Annotated in this window: 14 protein-coding genes and 1 tRNA gene; 9 read left to right on the forward strand and 6 right to left on the reverse strand. The window is 59.6% G+C overall.

Going from position 1 to position 15,681, the window contains the following annotated elements; all coding sequences use genetic code 11:
• Positions 1-86 precede the first annotated feature (86 nt).
• The 5 genes from gpmI (at position 87) to D9N14_RS00915 (ending at position 6,563) form a co-directional block, all read left to right on the forward strand.
• Positions 87-1,628, forward strand: coding sequence for a 2,3-bisphosphoglycerate-independent phosphoglycerate mutase (gene gpmI, locus D9N14_RS00895; protein WP_290575846.1), 1,542 nt, complete (start codon positions 87-89; stop codon positions 1,626-1,628).
• 11 nt (positions 1,629-1,639) lie between these two features.
• On the forward strand, positions 1,640-2,806 hold the full coding sequence (locus D9N14_RS00900) for a murein hydrolase activator EnvC family protein (RefSeq protein ID WP_290575848.1): 1,167 nt from the start codon (positions 1,640-1,642) through the stop codon (positions 2,804-2,806).
• 122 nt (positions 2,807-2,928) lie between these two features.
• Positions 2,929-4,308, forward strand: coding sequence for a S41 family peptidase (locus D9N14_RS00905; RefSeq protein ID WP_290575850.1), 1,380 nt, complete (start codon positions 2,929-2,931; stop codon positions 4,306-4,308).
• A 169-nt stretch (positions 4,309-4,477) separates the two neighbouring features.
• Positions 4,478-5,380, forward strand: coding sequence for a divergent polysaccharide deacetylase family protein (locus D9N14_RS00910; protein WP_290575852.1), 903 nt, complete (start codon positions 4,478-4,480; stop codon positions 5,378-5,380).
• A 124-nt stretch (positions 5,381-5,504) separates the two neighbouring features.
• Positions 5,505-6,563 carry a hypothetical protein gene (locus tag D9N14_RS00915; protein ID WP_290575854.1) on the forward strand — a complete coding sequence of 353 codons (1,059 nt, stop codon included), beginning with the start codon at positions 5,505-5,507 and terminating at the stop codon, positions 6,561-6,563.
• Here the strand turns inward: D9N14_RS00915 and D9N14_RS00920 are convergent.
• The 6 genes from D9N14_RS00920 to D9N14_RS00945 form a co-directional block, all read right to left on the reverse strand.
• Positions 6,557-6,994: a GNAT family N-acetyltransferase gene (locus D9N14_RS00920; RefSeq protein WP_290575856.1), complete on the reverse strand. Its 438-nt coding sequence runs from the start codon at positions 6,992-6,994 to the stop codon at positions 6,557-6,559. The genes D9N14_RS00915 and D9N14_RS00920 overlap by 7 nt on opposite strands.
• A gap of 13 nt (positions 6,995-7,007) precedes the next feature.
• Complete coding sequence (gene hisF / locus D9N14_RS00925; RefSeq protein ID WP_290575858.1) at positions 7,008-7,784, reverse strand: imidazole glycerol phosphate synthase subunit HisF; 777 nt, start codon at positions 7,782-7,784, stop codon at positions 7,008-7,010.
• Complete coding sequence (hisA, locus tag D9N14_RS00930; RefSeq protein WP_290575860.1) at positions 7,784-8,518, reverse strand: 1-(5-phosphoribosyl)-5-[(5-phosphoribosylamino)methylideneamino]imidazole-4-carboxamide isomerase; 735 nt, start codon at positions 8,516-8,518, stop codon at positions 7,784-7,786. Before hisA ends, hisF begins: the two co-directional genes overlap by 1 nt.
• Before the next feature lie 211 nt (positions 8,519-8,729).
• Positions 8,730-9,380: an imidazole glycerol phosphate synthase subunit HisH gene (gene hisH / locus D9N14_RS00935; RefSeq protein ID WP_290575862.1), complete on the reverse strand. Its 651-nt coding sequence runs from the start codon at positions 9,378-9,380 to the stop codon at positions 8,730-8,732.
• 23 nt (positions 9,381-9,403) lie between these two features.
• The gene (gene hisB / locus D9N14_RS00940) at positions 9,404-9,997 is read right to left on the reverse strand and encodes an imidazoleglycerol-phosphate dehydratase HisB (RefSeq protein ID WP_290575864.1); all 594 of its coding nucleotides are present in this window, start codon (positions 9,995-9,997) and stop codon (positions 9,404-9,406) included.
• 60 nt (positions 9,998-10,057) lie between these two features.
• Positions 10,058-13,180 carry a response regulator gene (locus D9N14_RS00945; RefSeq protein ID WP_290575866.1) on the reverse strand — a complete coding sequence of 1,041 codons (3,123 nt, stop codon included), beginning with the start codon at positions 13,178-13,180 and terminating at the stop codon, positions 10,058-10,060.
• 192 nt (positions 13,181-13,372) lie between these two features.
• On the opposite strand from D9N14_RS00945, the gene mutY reads away from it, so the two are divergent.
• The 4 genes from mutY to D9N14_RS00965 form a co-directional block, all read left to right on the forward strand.
• Positions 13,373-14,470 carry an A/G-specific adenine glycosylase gene (gene mutY, locus D9N14_RS00950; RefSeq protein WP_290575868.1) on the forward strand — a complete coding sequence of 366 codons (1,098 nt, stop codon included), beginning with the start codon at positions 13,373-13,375 and terminating at the stop codon, positions 14,468-14,470.
• 5 nt (positions 14,471-14,475) lie between these two features.
• Complete coding sequence (locus D9N14_RS00955; RefSeq protein WP_290575870.1) at positions 14,476-14,748, forward strand: oxidative damage protection protein; 273 nt, start codon at positions 14,476-14,478, stop codon at positions 14,746-14,748.
• A 78-nt stretch (positions 14,749-14,826) separates the two neighbouring features.
• Positions 14,827-14,902, forward strand: a tRNA-Phe gene (locus D9N14_RS00960).
• Between the two features lie 178 nt (positions 14,903-15,080).
• Positions 15,081-15,681, forward strand: a 601-nt coding sequence (locus D9N14_RS00965) for a tyrosine-type recombinase/integrase (RefSeq protein WP_290575872.1), incomplete at its 3' end; no start/stop codon positions are given.

A 15,681-nucleotide genomic window follows, 5' to 3' on the forward strand; every position in this document is an offset into this window, starting at 1 on the left:
CATGCTTTGAGCGACTTTTTCGGGTAAAATGCTGACGATCTTTCTGGAAACTCCACTCACCGAGATGTAGCCGACAAGTTGGAATCATGAGCCAGACACGCAAACCCCACGTTTTGATCATTCTGGATGGTTTCGGCCACCGCACCGAAACTGAATTCAATGCCATCGCCCACGCCAACACCCCCACCTGGGACAAGCTGTGGAGTGAGCGCCCACACACCCTGATCTCTGGATCGGGCATGGATGTTGGCCTGCCCCAGGGGCAGATGGGCAACTCTGAAGTGGGGCACATGAACCTGGGCGCCGGGCGCATCGTGTACCAGGATTTCACCCGCATCACCAAAGACATCGAAGACGGCGGCTTTTTCGAAAACGCGGCCCTGGTGAATGCGGTGAACAAGGCGAACGCCAACCACGGTGCCGTGCACCTGATGGGCCTGCTGTCACCGGGCGGCGTGCACAGCCACGAAGACCATTTCCTCGCCATGATCGAGCTGGCCAAGCGTCAGGGGGCAAAGCAGGTGTACGTCCACGCCTTCCTGGATGGCCGCGACATGCCCCCCAAATCCGCCCAGCCCAGCCTGGAGCGGATTCAGGCCAAGCTGGATGCAACTGGTAACGGCCGCATCGCCAGCATCATCGGCCGCTATTACGCCATGGACCGGGACAACCGCTGGGAGCGGGTGGCCGCCGCCTACAACCTGCTCACACTGGGGGAGGCGGACTACACCAGCGCCACGCCGGTGGACGCCCTGCTGGCCGCCTACGAGCGGGATGAAACCGACGAGTTTGTGAAACCCACCGTGATCGCCGCCACTGGCCAGAACCCTGCCACCCTCAACGACGGCGACAGCGTGATCTTCATGAACTTCCGCGCCGACCGCGCCCGCCAGATCACCCGCGCCATCATCAACCCGGATTTCGACGGTTTCGAGCGCAAGAAAGTCCCCGCCCTGGCAGAGTTCGTGATGCTCACCCAGTACGCCGCGGACATCAAAGCGCCCTGTGCCTATCCGCCGGAAGAGCTGGTGAACGTGCTGGGAGAATACCTGGCCAAACACCAAAAGACCCAATTGCGCATTGCCGAAACCGAAAAGTACGCCCACGTGACGTTCTTCTTCAGCGGCGGCCAGGAAGACCCCTTCCCCGGCGAAGAGCGCATCCTGGTGAAATCACCGAATGTCGCCACCTATGACCTGCAACCGGAAATGAGCGCCCCCGAAGTCACCGATAAGCTGGTGGAGGCCATCAACAGCGGTCAGTACGACGTGCTGATCTGCAACTACGCCAACGGCGACATGGTGGGCCACACCGGCAAGTTCGAGGCTGCGGTAAAAGCAGTGGAAGCCCTGGATGGCTGCCTGGCGCGTTTGGTGAGCGCGGTGGAAGCCAACGGTGGCGACATGCTGATCACCGCCGACCACGGCAACTGTGAACAGATGGAAGACCCGAGCAGTGGCCAGCCCCACACCGCGCACACCACCGAGTTGGTACCCCTGGTGTACGTGGGTGGTCGCGCGGTCACGCTGCAGGCCCAGGGCGGGCGACTGTCGGACATCGCTCCCACCCTGCTGAAACTGATGGGCCTGCCGCAACCCGCCGAGATGAGTGGTCAGCCTCTGCTGTGATTGCGAGTGCTGTGACCGCGAAGCCCATGGCGTCCACCCGTTTCTGCATCCGCTGTGTGATTGGCCTGGCCCTGTGCTGGGCCTTTCCCGTTCTGGCCAGTGTGGACCCGGTGGCCACCAAAAAAGAGCTGCAACAGATTCAGCGCCGCATCCAGGATCTGCAGCAAGAAATCAAGCAGACCCAATCCCGCCGCAGTGCCACGGAAGAGGCCCTCAAGCAATCGGAGCAGGCCATCAGCGACACCCGGCGCAAGCTGCGGGAGGTGAACCGTGCCATGGCCAACTCCGATGCCAAACTGGCAGAACTGCGGCAATCCCAGCAGAAACTGAACCGGGCCAAGGAAGCCCAGCGCTCAGCTCTCAAACAAGACATCAACGCCGCCTACCGCGCCGGTCGCCAGGAATACGTGAAGCTGCTGCTGAACCAGGAGCAGCCGGACAAGCTGGCCCGTCAGATGAAATACTACGACTATTATCACCAGGCCCGCATGCAACGGATTCAGGCGTTCAACCAGACCCTGAGCGAAATCAAAGCCAACGAAATCCAGATCAATGAAGAGGTGGCGCAGCTGGCCACCCTCAAAACCGAGCTGGCGGATGAACAGCAACGCCTGCAATCCGCCAAAGCACAACGCAAGCAGGCTCTGGCCAAACTGGACGACAGCCTGAAGAACGATGCCTCCCGGGTGACCTCCCTGAAAGCCAGCCAGAGCGAGCTGGAAACCGTCCTGCACCGGGTGCAGGCCACCTTGAGCGACCTGCCCAGCAATGTGGGCAAGCAACCTTTTGGCAAACTGCAGGGAAAACTGGCCTGGCCCAGCCAGGGCAACGTCATCAAGCGCTTCGGCAATCGCCGGGAAAGCGGCGCCCTGCGCTGGAACGGGGTGCTGATCCGGACCCAGGAAGGCAGCCCGGTGAAAGCCGTTCACCACGGCCGGGTGGTGTTTTCCGACTGGATGCGGGGCTTCGGCATGCTCACTATTGTCGATCACGGGGATGGCTACCTGAGCCTGTACGGCCACAATGAAACCCTGCTGAAAGGTCCGGGGGACTGGGTGCAGGCGGGCGAGGTCATCGCCTACAGCGGCCTGAGTGGCGGCCAGGACCAGGCCTCCCTCTATTTCGAGATCCGCAAAGATGGCAAACCCCAGAACCCCTCCCGCTGGTGCCGCGGCTAATATTAACCGTGCGGGCCTCCCCGTTTCGCGCTAAGCTAAACAAGCTAACTAAATGATTTTGATGTGAAACCCGGCGCCGGGTTCGCGGTCTTAATCACATTCCGTCTTTACAGGAGCTCACAATGGGTTATCGACCTTTGTCAAACTGGCGGCCGCTATGGACACGCAGCCTGCTGATTTCGTTGCTGGCAATCAGTCCCCTGTCCTTCTCCCAGGAAGAGCCCGAAGCGGCGGAAGAGACCGCCACTGCCGAAAGCCAGAGCAAAGATCAGGGCCTGCTGCCCATCAATGAGCTGCGCACCTTTGCCGATGTGTTCGACCGCATCAAACAGGCCTATGTGGAAGACGTGGATGACAAGACCCTGCTGGAGAACGCCATCCAGGGCATGCTCACCGAACTGGACCCCCATTCCGCCTACCTGAAACCGGAGGCCTACCAGGACCTGCAGATCAACACCACCGGCGAGTTCGGTGGCCTGGGCATCGAAGTGGGCATGGAAGACGGTTTCGTCAAAGTGATCACGCCCATCGATGACACCCCGGCCCAGAAAGCCGGCGTGGAAGCCGGTGACCTGATCATCAAACTGGACAGCACCCCGGTGAAGGGGCTGAGCCTGGGGGAAGCGGTCAAACTGATGCGCGGCAAACCGGGCTCTGACATTGTGCTCACCATCATTCGCGCCGGGGTGGACAAACCCCTGGAAATCACCGTCACCCGCGCCGTCATTCAGGTGCAAAGCGTGAAGGGACGGTTGCTGGAATCCAACTACGGTTACGTGCGCCTGTCCCAGTTCCAGATCAACACCGGCGGTGACATGATCAAACTGCTGGAAAAGCTGAAGAAGCAAAACCAATCAGACCTGAAAGGGCTGGTACTGGATCTGCGCAACAACCCCGGTGGCGTGTTGCAGGCCGCGGTGGACGTATCCGATGCCTTTATTGACGACGGCCTGGTGGTGTACACCCAGGGCCGGCTGCCGGATTCGGACATGAAATTTCGCGCCTCCCCCGGTGATCAGCTGAACGGCATACCCATCGTGGTGCTGGTGAATGGTGGCTCTGCCTCCGCCTCCGAAATCGTGGCCGGGGCCCTGCAGGATCACAGCCGGGCAGTGATCATGGGCACCACCACCTTTGGCAAGGGTTCCGTGCAAACGGTATTGCCCCTGCACAACAACCGCGCCCTGAAACTCACCACCGCCCGCTACTACACCCCCAGTGGCCGTTCCATCCAGGCCCAGGGCATCGAGCCGGACATTGTGGTGGAAAACGCCCAGCTTACCCGGGTCAAAGAGATGGAGCGGGTGAAAGAGCGGGATCTGTCCGGCCACCTGGAAAACCCCGAGGGCGAGGAAGACAAGCATGCCAACAGCGATGACAAGAAAGCGCTTTCGGATACCGACTATCAGTTGTATGAAGCGCTGAACCTGCTGAAGGCACTGAATGTCCTGAAACGCCCCCCGGCTGCGGCCCTGGTAAAACAGAGCAACGATCGCGGCTGAACCCCGCATCCTCAGACCCTGTTCCCACCCGAAGCCCCAACGGGGCTTCGGAGCCACCCCCCGGAGCAGAGAACTGGCTCACAAAACGATGCCTTGAGCGCCACGGCCACCGTCACGGCGGCGTCAAATACACTACACTTTTGTTAAGTCATTGCGCCATAGAACCACCATGCTTCGAATCACCACCGCCGTCTTCGCCGTTATCCTGGCTTTACTGCTGCCCACCCTGAGTGGTGGCGCCACCCGCCAGCACCCTGCTGCTGCCGCAGACGTGAGACCTAATGCGGAGGCGCGGACCTATGCAGAACCGCGGCCCAAGATTGCCATCATCCTGGATGACCTGGGTTACAACCGGCCCGCCGGTGAGCAGGCCCTGCAACTGCCGGGCAACATCACCTACGCCATCATTCCGTTTACCCCCCACGGCGTAGCCCTGGCCCAGGCCGCCCATGATCGCAACCGTGAGGTGATCCTGCACCTGCCCATGGAAAGCAGCGATCCCGACCGACGACTCGATCAGGGTGGCCTCACCAGCGACCTGGATGAAGCGCAAGTGAAGCAGCGGGTGCAGCAAGCTCTGGATGCCGTGCCTCACATCGTCGGGCTCAACAATCACATGGGCAGCAGCGTGACCGCCGACGTCAACATCATGCACTGGCTGATGCAGGCGGTGCAGGACCGCCCCCTGTACTTCATCGACAGCATGACCAATCCCCACTCGGTGGCCAACCATTCGGCGCTGCACTACCAGATTCCCTCCCTGAAACGGGATATCTTCCTGGATAACGTGCAATCGGAAGCCGCCATCGACCGCATGTTCCGCTCACTGGTGCGTATTGCCCATAAACGGGGCCACGCCATCGCCATCGGTCACCCCTATCCCGCCACCCTGGATTACCTGGCCACAGCCCTGCCACGGCTGGAATCCATGGGCGTGGAACTGGTGGACGCCTCCGAACTGGTGATGTATTACGGCCAACCGGTGGACCAGCCCATCGACCTGCAGGAGATCATGGACGTCATCGTGGCCATGCCAGCCCCGGCGAGCCAGCGCCTGAACTTTTCCAATTGACGCCCATTCACTGAGGGCATCGTGACCCGATGTTTACGTGACCGATGCTTCAGCCGGCAATCTCGTACTCCATCGGCGACTGCGGTAACATGCAGACATCTTCCCTGCGAACCGCACGAGAGCCATGTCAAACCAATCTTCGGATCAACTGCCCGATCAAACCCAAGCATTAGCCCAGGCATTATTGGACGCACAGGTTCAATTCTGGCTGCAGGAACTGAACGCCGACAAACTGTTGCCGCTGCTGCAACAGGAGCTGCCCTACCTTTATTCCCGCATGGGTGCCCTGACACTGCGGCAAGCGGTGGCAGAAGACAAAGTGAAAGCCACTGCCCTGCGCTATGCGGTGGAAATGGAAATTGAAGGGGGCATCCCTGAGCTGTTCGGCGAAATCGCCAATATCATTTATGAACACCCCAACAACGAGCGCACCCGGGTGGGCGATATCCTGTCGGAAAAGATCATCAACGAGTTTCTGCAAAAGATCTTTGAACAGGGCAGCCTGCTGGATCAGGCGGTGAACAACATCCGCGCCAGCGCCCCCTTCCGTGAATTTCTGGCGGACGTGGTGTTCACCGTGGCCAAGGGTTACGCCCTGGAGGAAAACCAACTGGTGAAACTGGCGCCGGTGGCCAACGGCCTGCAACGGCTGCGCAGCTGGCTGAATGAACAGGCCCCCGGCCTGGCGGAGAACATTCACACCATGGGCAAGCAACTGTCCCGCGCCAGCGTGGATCAGTCGGTGCGGCTGGTGGATGATATCCTGGAGAACGACTTGTATCGGGACACTGCCCTCAACAGCGTGCTGGACCTGTGGGACGACATCAAGACCTGGCCGGTCGCCAGTTTCCAGCGTTATTTCAGCGAAACCGATCTGCAGGAACTGATGGTGCTGGGCTATGAGTTCTGGCTGGAGTTCCGCCACACGGATTATCTGAAGTCGTACATCGATGCCGGGGTGAAATTTTTCTTCGATAAATACGGGGAGGATACCCTGGAGGCGATTCTGCAGGATCTGGGGGTCACCGAGCACATGGTGGTGTCAGAAATCCTGAACTACGCACCGGACCTGGCGCAACTGCTGCTGCAACACGATATTGCAGAGCCCCTGATTCGCCGCCATCTGGAACGGTTCTATTTTGCCGAAGCAACCCTGGCGTTGTTGCCGCGCCCGGCTCAGTAATTTTTCATGGCCCGGTGCAGAATACCGGCGTCCAGGTAATCTTCACCGTAGGCTTCAAAACCGAAATGCTCATAAAACGCGATGCGGTCGATCTGGGCTTCCAGCATCACCCGTTCCTGACCACGGCGTTCGATAAAACTGAGGGCGGTGTGCAACAGGCGGGAGCCGATGCCCTGATTGCGGAATGGCTTCTTCACCGCAAAGCGCCCGATCTTGGCGTGTTCCGGCAACCAGAGAATGCGCAACACACCCACCACCTCACCTTCCTGCACGGTGACGATGTGCGTGGCGTCCGGGTCCTTGCCGTCGAACTCGTCTTCCAGCGACACGTGCTGTTCATCCATAAACACCTCGCGCCGCAGTGCGCAGCCTTTCTGATACCAGCTGCTGTCATAGGGCGCGATGATGTGCTGTTCTGCCAGTTCCGCCATGTCCGGTTCCGCTTCAGTCCATGCGCATTTCAATGCCCTGGGCGGACATGAACTGCTTGGCCTCCTGAATACTGTATTCACCAAAGTGAAAAATACTGGCCGCCAATACGGCATCTGCTTTGCCCAGGGTGACGCCATCCGCCAGGTGTTGCAGGTTGCCCACACCACCGGAGGCAATCACCGGCACGTGCACCGCATCGCTGATGGCGCGGGTGACATCCAGATCAAAACCGTTCTTGGTGCCGTCACGATCCATGCTGGTCAGCAGGATCTCCCCCGCTCCCAATTCCACCATTTTGCGCGCCCATTCAATGGCGTCCAGGCCGGTGGGTTTGCGGCCACCGTGGGTGAAGATTTCCCAGCGCAAAGGCTCACCTTCAGCACTGACACGTTTCGCGTCGATGGCTACCACAATGCATTGGGAACCGAACTTGGCAGCAGCCTCACCGACGAACTCCGGATTGAACACCGCCGCGGTGTTGATGGACACTTTGTCCGCCCCGGCATTCAGCATGGTGCGGATGTCTTCCAGTTTGCGAATACCACCGCCTACCGTCAGCGGAATAAACACTTGGCTGGCCATCTTTTCCACCGTGTGCACCATGGTGTCACGGTCTTCGTGGCTGGCGGTAATATCCAGGAAGGTGATCTCATCGGCACCTTGCTCGTCGTAGCGACGGGCCACTTCCACCGGATCACCGGCATCGCGAATATCAACGAACTGGACACCTTTGACGACGCGACCATTGTCCACGTCCAGGCAGGGGATGATGCGTTTGGCCAGTCCCATTATTGTTCACCGTCGGCTAATGCCTGCGCTTGTTTCAGGTCCAGGGTGCCTTCATAAATGGCACGCCCGGTGATGGCACCTTCAATTCCGGAGGCAGCCACTTTCAACAGATTTTTTACGTCGTCGATGTTGGTGACGCCACCGGAGGCAATCACCGGAATGTTGATGGCCTGCGCCAGGGCCACGGTGGCTTCGATGTTCACACCCTGCATCATGCCGTCGCGGCTGATGTCGGTGTAGACGATGGCGCTGACGCCGTCGTGTTCAAACTGTTTGGCGCAATCCACTGCCTGCATGCTGGACACTTCCGCCCAACCGTCGGTGGCCACCAGGCCGTTCTTGGCGTCGATGCCGACGATGATGTGGCCGGGGAATTGTTCGCAGGCGGCTTTGACGAAGGCCGGTTCTTTCACCGCCTTGGTGCCGATGATGACGTAGTCCACCCCGCAGTCCAGGTAGGTGCGGATGGTGTCCAGGCTGCGGATCCCCCCCCCGATCTGGATCGGCAGGTTGGGGTATTTTTTGGCAATGGCCTGCACCACACCACCGTTCACCGGCTCACCCTCGAAGGCGCCGTTCAGGTCCACCAGATGGAGGCGGCGGGCACCCTGTTCCACCCACTGGTCCGCCATGGCGACGGGGTCATCGGAAAACACGGTGGAGTCGTCCATCAGGCCCTGACGCAGGCGCACACATTTTCCGTCTTTGAGGTCGATGGCGGGGATTATCAGCATATTGGTTCTCATACTTGGATTGTAAAACGTTCGGACTTTTCTCTTTTGCCTTTTTAGCCTTTTGGTTTCGTGCAGTCGAGCCGCCCGGCCAGAAAGTGGAGTGGCTCGAAACACGCCGTGAACCCATCCCTGGGGGCTTCACAGCGACATCCCTGTCGCTGAGAGTTTCGAGCCACTCCACTTTCCGCCCGGGCTACTTCCGCACTTCGGCTCAGAGCGTTCCGTCCCACTCCATAAAATTCTTCAACAACTGCAACCCGGGGCGGGAGCTCTTCTCCGGGTGAAACTGGGCGGCAAACACGTTATCGCACCCCAGGGTCGCCACGAAGGGCACGCCGTATTCGCCACGGCCGGTGATCAGGGATTCATCCTGCACCGTCACGTAATAACTGTGCACAAAATAAAAACGCGAGTTATCCGGAATGGCCTTCCACAGGGGATGGGGGCGTACCTGTTGCACCTGGTTCCAGCCCATGTGCGGTACTTTCAGCTTCTCACCAGAGGCATCCTTCAGGTTATCACCGAAGAACTTCACCTCACCGGCGTACAGATCCAGGCAGTCCACGCCGCCGTTCTCCTGGCTGTGGGTCATCATGCTCTGCATGCCCACGCAAATGCCCAGCAGGGGTTTGTTGAGGGCAGCCTCCCGCACCACGTCATCCAACCCCAGACGCAGGATTTCACCCACACAGTCACGAATGGCCCCCACGCCGGGGAACACCACCCGGTCGGCGGAGAGAATGGTCTCGGCATCCGGCGTCACCACCACCTTGGCGCCCGGTGCCACATGCTCCAGGGCCTTGGCGGCACTGTGTAAATTACCCATACCGTAATCGATCACGGCAACGGTGGATTTGCTCATTTCACTACTTCCGACAGAATGCTTTACAGGGAGCCTTTGGTGGACGGCATGACACCCGCCATGCGGTCATCCCGCTCCACCGCCATGCGCAGGGCACGACCAAAGGCCTTGAAAATGGTCTCGGCCTGATGATGGGCGTTTTTGCCCTTCAGGTTGTCGATGTGCAGGGTGATCATGGCGTGGTTCACCAGCCCCTGAAAGAACTCACCGAACAGGTCCACGTCAAAACCGCCGATCATGGCGCGGGTGTACTCCACATCCATCACCAGGCCGGGGCGGCCGGACAAATCCACCACCACCCGGGACAGGGCCTCATCCAAAGGCACATAGGCATGACCATAGCGGCGCACGCCCTTCTTGTCGCCCCAGGCCTGGGCCAATGCCTGCCCCAGGGTAATGCCGGTATCCTCCACCGTGTGGTGGTCGTCAATATGCAGGTCCCCTTTGGCCACGATCTCAATGTCAATCAGGCCGTGACGGGCCACCTGATCAATCATGTGCTCCAGAAACGGCACACCGGTGTCCAGCTTGCACTGGCCGGTGCCGTCCAGGTTCACGGACACGGTAATCTGGGTTTCCAGCGTATTGCGCTCAACGCGGGCAGTACGTTGCGACATGGGGTCTCCACTGACGGTATGGGGAAAGCGGGGGATTATAACGCGAAGGCGGTGAAAATCCTAAGCCGATGGACGGTTTGCCACCGCCTGGGCCTGTTGCGGGGACAGCCAGTGCATCACCACCTGTTGCAGACTGTCCTTGCGTAAGGGTTTGGCCAGATAATCATCCATACCGGCCTGCAGGCATTTTTCCCGATCCCCCTCCATGGCGTTGGCGGTTACGGCGATGATGGGCAGGGCTTTGCCGTCCAGCACGTCACGAATGGCGCGGGTGGCCTCATACCCGTCCATCACCGGCATCTGGCAGTCCATAAACACCAGGCCGTAATGATGTTCCTTCACCGCCTCCAGGGCCTGGAGCCCATCCTCGGCAATGTCACAGCTGAAGCCCAGTTTGCGCAGGTAACCGCAGGCCACCCGCCGGTTTACTTCATTGTCGTCCACCACCAGCACCTTGGGCAAAGGCACATTCTGGCTGACACCGGGGCTGGTGGCGTGCGCCTGCTCCTCGCCACGACCCAGCAGGCAATCGGCGAACTGGCGCTGGGAGAACGGCACATACAAATGCGGCAGCGGGCGCTGCCCGTAACGTTCCGTGGGCACCCTTAACTGTATGATTTTTGGGGCATTGGCCTCGTTCAGATAAGGATTGAGGCGCTCCCAGAAGCGATCACTGATCTCCTGGGCAATGAAGATCCAGCGATAATTGCGGCTGTGCAATACCTCATCCAGCTGGCGGATGACCCGGGATTCCTTGGCTTCCCAATGGAAATCCAGGCCCCACTGCTGACAGGCCATCTGCATCACCATCTGGGTGGCAGGCAGATCGCCGATCAGCAGCACGGCCGAATTGGAATAATGTTTGGCAAATTCCAGCGTCACCCGGGTGGCCAGGGACGTCTGCCCCGCCGGCACCTGTACCGGCAATTCAAAGAAGAAGGAGGAACCCACCTCTTTGATGGAACGCACCCCGATACTGCCCCCCATGGCCTTGAGCAGACCGTCACACAGGGCCAGCCCCAGGCCGGAGCCACCGAACTTGCGGGTGCTGGACACATCCTCCTGCACAAAGGGCTTGAACAGGTCGCCCTGGCGCTCCGCGGCGATCCCCACTCCGGTGTCCTTGATCTCCACATAGAGCCGGTCGTCCGGCAGCATCTCCGCCCACAGCATAATCGAACCATGCTCGGTGAACTTGGCGGCATTGGATAACAGGCTGGTCAGTACCTGGCGCAACTTGGTGGCATCCACCACCACCCGCTGGGGCAGGCTGGCCTCGGCCACCATTCCCAGATCCAGGCCACGGCGGTAGGCGTCCACGGCCACCAGGTTCACGCTGGAATTGAACAGCTCGTGGATGTTCACCTCTTCGAAGTGGAACTCCATTTCACCGCTTTCCAGACGCGAGAAATCCATCACATCGTCCACCAGGGACAGCAGGTTGCGGCCGGATCGCTTGGCCAGATCCAGCATCTCACGCTGTTCGTCCGTGAGTCCGGCATCGTTGAAGACGTCGAGCATGCCCAGCATACCGTGCATCGGCGTGCGGATCTCATGGCTGACGATGCTCATGAAACGGCTCTTGTCCTCGGCGGTTTTCACCGCCAGGTCCCGGGCTTCCTTCATCTCTTCGGAGGCCTTCACGATTTCATCAATGTCCACCACCACGCCCCGCAGACCCACCACATTGAGGCCTTCGATCACCACGCTCACCAGGGCCTTTACCCATACCCATTCGCCGTTGCTGTGGCGGACCTTGAATTCCACATAGGTATCGCTGGCTTCGCGGGTGGCGTAGCGGAACGCATCCACCACCAGCTGGTGATGGTCCTGCAGGATATGGCGGCGCCATTGGGGCAGCTCCCGCAGTAACTCCTCGGCGCTGTAGCCCAGCACATGCTTCACCTGGCCGGACAACAGGGTGACCTTGGTGGGATTCAACTGGGCCTCCCACACCACGCAGTCAATGGAGCCGATGATGGATTGATAGCGTTCCTTGGATTCAAACAGTTCATCCAGGTTTTTCTTCAGGTTGCCGCGCATATGGTCGAGGGCATTGGCCAGCTGGGCCAGCTCATCATTGGAACGCAGGCTGATGCGCCGCCCCAGGTTGCCCTTCGACAGCTCCTCCGCCCAGGCCGACAGCCGGGCAATGGGGGCCCCGATCTGGTGGGACATGACGTAGGCCACCAAGCCGATAAGGAGGGCCGCCACCAGGCCAATCATGACCGCCCGTTCCCGGATGAAGGCGATGTCTTTAAGGGCGTCGTTGGCATCCCGCACCAGCACCAGGCTCCAACCGGTGTTGCGGATGTATTTGAATTCCGCCGCCGGCATGTTGACCAGCAGCAGCTCCTGTTCCCCCTTACGGATGTAGCGATGACCGGGCCGGTTCAACAGCCGGTCCAGCAGCATGGGGTTGTCCACCACCCACCAGCGCCGCCCATAGACCCGGGTGGGGTCATCCACGTCGTAATCCATATCGTCGAACAGAATGAAATCCGGAGCTGCCAGGATATAGCCATCGGCATCGATCAACACCGCATAGCCGCTGTCCCCTTGTTGCTCAGGGCCCACGTTGATGGCATTGACCTGCAGCAGCAGTTCACGCCAGTCCAGACTCGCCTTCAGCACCCCCACCATTTTGTCCGGCTGGTACTTGCGGAAGATGGGTACCACGATGCTGACGCCGTACCCCCCCAGCTCCGGGTCCAGGCGCAGGGGCAGCAGAAAGGCGCTCTTTTCCTTCATCACCCGCTCAAACCAGGCCACGTCCCGCAGGGAAATTCCGATCAGCTCCGTATCCCCGGCGGCCACCACTACCCCGTCCACATCCACTGCCACCAGGGTGTTGTACACCCCATAGGCCTGTTGGTAGTCGAACAGCATTTCGGACACCACCCCTTCCGGGTCACCCCGCTCCACCGCCTGCATGACGTCCAGCGCCGCCCAGGAACGGATGTTCTCCTGGCTGAAGCCAAAGGTACGGTCAATCTGGGACATGGCCAGCAACGACGTGGCCTGGAGGCGCTCACCCACCTGGTTGATGATGGTTTCGCGGGATTTGAAATAGGCCAGGGTGCCGAAGACCACAATGGGGGCCAACGCCACAATCAGCATAACCGCCAACAACTTGTTCTGAATGGTGGGTGCGAGCTTGAAGCGCGCCTTGCGTCTGTCCATATTCAACTTGATCAGGGAGCCTTGCTGCACAATCCTTGGTCTTCGCCCGAGTGCCTGGGGGAGTTAAACTACTCCGTAAAATTTCAGTATAGTGGACAACTTCGCCAAATGCCTAAGAACAGTAAGGCATTACTAACCTGTCGGGCGGAACCTTTATTCGCCTTCCTAAGACCTTGATAAAAGTATTGATAATTGAAACCGGAATCCCAGCTCAACCCCCACCCGTTCCGCACCCGTATCCTGGCGTGGTACCAGCAATTCGGCCGCAAAGACCTGCCCTGGCAGCAGGACATCAGCGCCTATCGGGTGTGGGTGTCGGAAATCATGTTGCAGCAGACTCAGGTCAGCACCGTCATCCCCTATTTTGAACGCTTTATGGCCCGTTTTCCCACGGTGCAGACCCTCGCGGACAGCCCGCTGGACGACGTCCTGCAGCACTGGTCCGGCCTGGGTTACTACGCCCGGGCCCGCAATCTGCACAAATGCGCCCAGGTGGTGTGCGCCGAACATGGCGGCGAGTTCCCGGCCAGCGTGGACGCCCTGGCGGCGCTGCCGGGCATCGGCCGCTCCACCGCCGGGGCCATCGCCAGCATCAGCATGGGCATTCCGGCCCCCATTCTGGACGGCAACGTGAAACGGGTGCTGACCCGGCTGCACGCGGTGACAGGCTGGCCCGGGGACAAGACCGTGGCCGACCGTTTGTGGGGTATTGCCGAAAGCTACATTGAGGAAGGCCCTGCGGAGCACGCCACCGGCGACCCGCAGCAGACCCGCCACTACACCCAGGCCATGATGGACCTGGGGGCCACCCTCTGCACCCGCAGTAAACCGGCCTGTACCGTCTGCCCCCTGGTGGACCTTTGCCAGGCCGCCGCCGAGGGCCAACCCACCGCCTACCCACACGCCAAACCCAAAAAGGAGAAACCGGTGCGGGCAACCTGGATGCTGCTGTTGGAATGCCGCCAGCAATGGCTGTTGTACCGCCGCCCGGAACAGGGTATCTGGGGTGGACTGTGGAGCTTTCCGGAATACCCGGGGGAGGCTGACCTGCACAGCGCCCTGGACCTGGGCAACCTGCAACCCCGAGAGGTTCATGCCCTGGAACCCTTCCGCCATACGTTTTCCCACTATCACCTGGATATTCACCCCATCCGGGTCACGCTGGGCCGAAAACCCCAGGCCATCATGGAAGGTGCGGAACAGGTCTGGTATAACGAGGGCCAGCTTGCCACCCTGGGGCTGCCCGCTCCCATCAGCAAGTTGATCCAACGGTTACAGCAAGAGAGTTGAACACCATGAGCAGAACGGTTTTTTGCCGCAAGTACCAACGGGACATGGAAGGCCTGGAGCGCGCACCCTACCCGGGCCCCAAGGGCCAGGATATCTTCGACCATGTGTCCAAACAGGCCTGGCAGGAGTGGCTGAAACACCAGACCATGTTGATCAATGAAAAGCGACTTAACATGCTGGACCCGGCCACCCAGACCTTTCTGCAGACGGAGTTTGACAAGTTCCTTGCCGGAGACGAATACGAGCGCCCGGAAGGCTATGTTCCCCCAAGCGACTGATTTAAGAAAAGTTTCTGAATTGGGCTGGACAGCTATTGACTCCCGGCCCTTCTGCGGGTTTAATAGCGCGCTCTTGACGCCCGGATAGCTCAGTCGGTAGAGCAGGGGATTGAAAATCCCCGTGTCGGTGGTTCGATTCCGCCTCCGGGCACCATTCTTCCTTCCAAGGTAGTGCCACAACCTCCCAGAACCCGCGTAACTCCTGGACTTTTCCTATATAATTCGTCCTATACGATCCTATATTGTTCCCCCACAACCGGAACATACAGGGGGCACAGCTGGGGGCACGTTAGCAACCAAGCCTTCAAGATGCCCCCAAAATGGAGGCTATTGTGGCGCTTACCGACCCCAAGATTAAGCAGGCAAAACCGGGCGAAAAAATCCAACGTCTGAGCGACGAAAAAGGCCTCTATTTGGAGGTTCATCCCAACGGTTCCAAGTACTGGCGACACAAGTACAGATTCAACGGAAAAGAGAAGCGCCTGGCCTATGGCGTGTACCCTGAAGTCACCCTGAAACAAGCCCGAGAGAAACGCGACGATGCCCGTAAGCTGTTAGCGGCTGGCGTTGATCCTGGCGTAGTGAAGAAAGCCACAAAATCACTCCGAATAGAACTGGCAGCCAATAGCTTTGAAGCCATCTCTCGGGAGTGGTACGCCAAACAATTACCAACTTGGTCAGACACCACAGCCAAAAAGCGCCTCGCACTACTGGAGAACGATTTATTCCCTTGGCTAGGTAACAGGCCCGTTTCTGAAATCACCGCCATGGAGCTGCTTACAACGCTTCAGCGTATTGAAGATCGGGGCGCAAAGGAAACCGCTCACAACGGCCGGCAAGTAGCTGCACAGATATTCCGATATGCCCGGCTTACACAACGCTGCCAAACCGATCCTGCATCAGACTTGAAAGGCGCGCTTGCTCCAAAGGTTA

This window comes from Ketobacter sp. (genome assembly GCF_003671495.1).
Classification (GTDB): domain Bacteria; phylum Pseudomonadota; class Gammaproteobacteria; order Pseudomonadales; family Ketobacteraceae; genus Ketobacter.

Bases quoted from the DNA above. Each gene is read 5' to 3' on its own strand.
- gpmI (WP_290575846.1), top strand. From the start codon at position 87: ATGAGCCAGACACGCAAACCCCACGTTTTGATCATTCTGGATGGTTTC.
- D9N14_RS00905 (WP_290575850.1), top strand. From the start codon at position 2,929: ATGGGTTATCGACCTTTGTCAAACTGGCGGCCGCTATGGACACGCAGC.
- D9N14_RS00910 (WP_290575852.1), top strand. From the start codon at position 4,478: ATGCTTCGAATCACCACCGCCGTCTTCGCCGTTATCCTGGCTTTACTG.
- D9N14_RS00915 (WP_290575854.1), top strand. From the start codon at position 5,505: ATGTCAAACCAATCTTCGGATCAACTGCCCGATCAAACCCAAGCATTA.
- D9N14_RS00920 (WP_290575856.1), bottom strand. From the start codon at position 6,994: ATGGCGGAACTGGCAGAACAGCACATCATCGCGCCCTATGACAGCAGC.
- hisF (WP_290575858.1), bottom strand. From the start codon at position 7,784: ATGGGACTGGCCAAACGCATCATCCCCTGCCTGGACGTGGACAATGGT.
- hisA (WP_290575860.1), bottom strand. From the start codon at position 8,518: ATGCTGATAATCCCCGCCATCGACCTCAAAGACGGAAAATGTGTGCGC.
- hisH (WP_290575862.1), bottom strand. From the start codon at position 9,380: ATGAGCAAATCCACCGTTGCCGTGATCGATTACGGTATGGGTAATTTA.
- hisB (WP_290575864.1), bottom strand. From the start codon at position 9,997: ATGTCGCAACGTACTGCCCGCGTTGAGCGCAATACGCTGGAAACCCAG.
- D9N14_RS00945 (WP_290575866.1), bottom strand. From the start codon at position 13,180: ATGGACAGACGCAAGGCGCGCTTCAAGCTCGCACCCACCATTCAGAAC.
- D9N14_RS00955 (WP_290575870.1), top strand. From the start codon at position 14,476: ATGAGCAGAACGGTTTTTTGCCGCAAGTACCAACGGGACATGGAAGGC.